The following is a 2,136-nucleotide window of genomic DNA, read 5'->3' as shown; positions in this document are numbered from 1 at the left end:
GGAGGACCCGAACGTCGACGTCGCCGCCGCCCGCGCCGACCGATCCGGGTTCTCGCTGCGGCAGATTCTGCACCCGGTGCGGCGGCTGTTCGCGCTCGTCTTGCTCGCCGTCGCTGCGGAGACCCTGCTCGGTCTGGCCTTTCCCTCCCTGACCCGGATCGTCCTCGATGCGGCCGCCGATCACGACGGCCACCTCATCACGATCGCCACGGTCGTCGGATTTTCCGTGGTGGCGGCCGGCTGGGTGGTGGGTGCGGCGAGCACACTGCTCTCTGCTCGCGTCGGCGAACGCGTCCTCTATGCCCTGCGGGTGCGCAGTTACGCCCACCTGCAGCGACTGGGTTTGGACTACTACGAACGCGAACTGTCCGGGCGCATCATGACCCGGATGACGACCGACGTCGACGCCCTCTCCGGTTTCCTCCAGACCGGCCTGACGTCGGCAGCGGTTGCTGTGCTCACCGTGATCGGCGTGTTCGCCGCCCTGCTGTTCACCGACTGGCATCTCGGCTTGCTCGTCCTGCCGGTATTCCCGATCCTCGCCGTCGCCACCGTCTGGTTCCGGCGCGTCTCCGGCCGTGCATACACCCGGACCCGGGAACTGGCCGCCACGGTGAACGCCGACTTCCAGGAGAACATCGGCGGTCTGGCCACCACTCGGGCCTACCGGCATACCTCCGTCGCGCAAGTGCACTTCGGCGAGCTCAGCGACGCCTGGGTGGACGCGCGCATGACCTCACAGCGCGCGGTGGCGGTGTACTTCCCGTTCATCATGCTGTGCGCGGACGTCGCCGCGGCGGTGGCGATCGGCGTCGGCGCGCAGCAGATCACGTCCGGCCAGCTCTCGGCTGGCACCCTGGTCGCCTTTGTCCTCTACCTCGCCATGCTCTTCGGCCCGGTCCAGCAGCTGACCAGTGTCTTCGACGCCTATCAGCAGGCGGTGGTCGGTCTGCGTCGGATCGGCGACCTGCTCGCCACGCCCAGTTCCATTCCAGAGGGTTCCGGTCCAGGGGGGTCCACTACGAGAGGTTCCGATACCAACGCCGTCGGCGTCGGAACTGACGTCCGCCTCGACGACGTCAGCTTCCGCTACGCGGGCGCGAGTAGGGACGCGCTCACCGACATCAACCTGCAGGTGCCGCCGGGCACCTCGCTGGCACTGGTTGGTCCGACCGGCGCGGGCAAATCGACCATCGTCAAGCTCCTCGCGCGCTTCTACGATCCGTCCGCGGGATCGGTTCGCGCCGACGGCATCGATCTGCGCGATCACGATCTGCACCGGTACCGCTCCACTCTCGGCGTCGTCCCGCAGGAGGCGCACCTCTTCGCTGGCACCGTCGCCGCCAACATCGCCTACGGTCGGCCCGGTGCCACCCGCCAGCAGATCGCCGACGCGGCGCGCCGGGTGGGTGCGGCACGAGTGATTGCCGAGCTACCCGGCGGGATGAACTTCGCGATCTCCGAACGGGGTCGCAGCCTCTCGTCGGGCCAGCGTCAGTTGATCGCGTTGGCCCGCGCCGAACTCGTCGAACCCGAACTGATCCTGCTCGACGAGGCCACCGCCACCCTCGATCAGGCCACCGAGGCCCAGGTGCTCGCCGCCAGCGCGGCATTGCAACGCAGGCGCACCGCCGTGATCGTCGCCCATCGACTGGCGACCGCCGCCCGCGCGGACCGCATCGCCGTCGTCGCCGACGGGCGGATCGTCGAATCCGGTACCCACCACGAGCTCCTGGCCGCCGGCGGCGCCTACGCGACCCTCTGGGCGGCGGGTGTGGAACCCGACGATGACCCCGGGGCGTGATGTTCCCCACTTACTCGCCAGTCAGCCAGGGACCAGCCAAAGAACCCGACAGACGAGCGCATTGAAGCGTACGATCAACTGTTGGTCGTACCAGGGTGCTAGCACCCTGCGGGCGGCCACGGCCCCGACACAACTCGAACACTAAGAGGCGAGACAACGCTGTGAGCAGTTCCCCTTCGGAAACCGATTACGGACAGAACGAATGGCTGGTCGAGGAAATGTACCAGCGGTTCCAGACCGACCCGAGTTCGGTCGATCCCAGTTGGCACGAGTTGCTCAGGTCGTACACGCCGTCCACCGCGAACGGCGCCGCTCCGGCCACAGCACCGGCC

The 2,136-nt window shown here is 68.3% G+C and carries 2 protein-coding genes; both read left to right on the top strand.

All coding sequences use genetic code 11. The features are described from left to right. The coding region (locus WAW85_RS17130) for an ABC transporter ATP-binding protein (RefSeq protein ID WP_422560785.1) at positions 1–1,804 on the top strand (1,804 nt) is incomplete at its 5' end. Positions 1,805–1,965: 161 nt separating this feature from the next. After that, positions 1,966–2,136: 2-oxoglutarate dehydrogenase E1 subunit family protein (locus WAW85_RS17125; protein WP_422560786.1), on the top strand; the 171-nt coding region annotated here is incomplete at its 3' end.

The sequence above is a fragment of the Gordonia sp. (in: high G+C Gram-positive bacteria) genome (assembly GCF_049299075.1).
Classification (GTDB): Bacteria; Actinomycetota; Actinomycetes; order Mycobacteriales; family Mycobacteriaceae; genus Gordonia.
The sequence above is the reverse complement of the archived record's forward strand: the minus strand, read 5'-3'. Positions and strand labels throughout refer to the sequence as shown.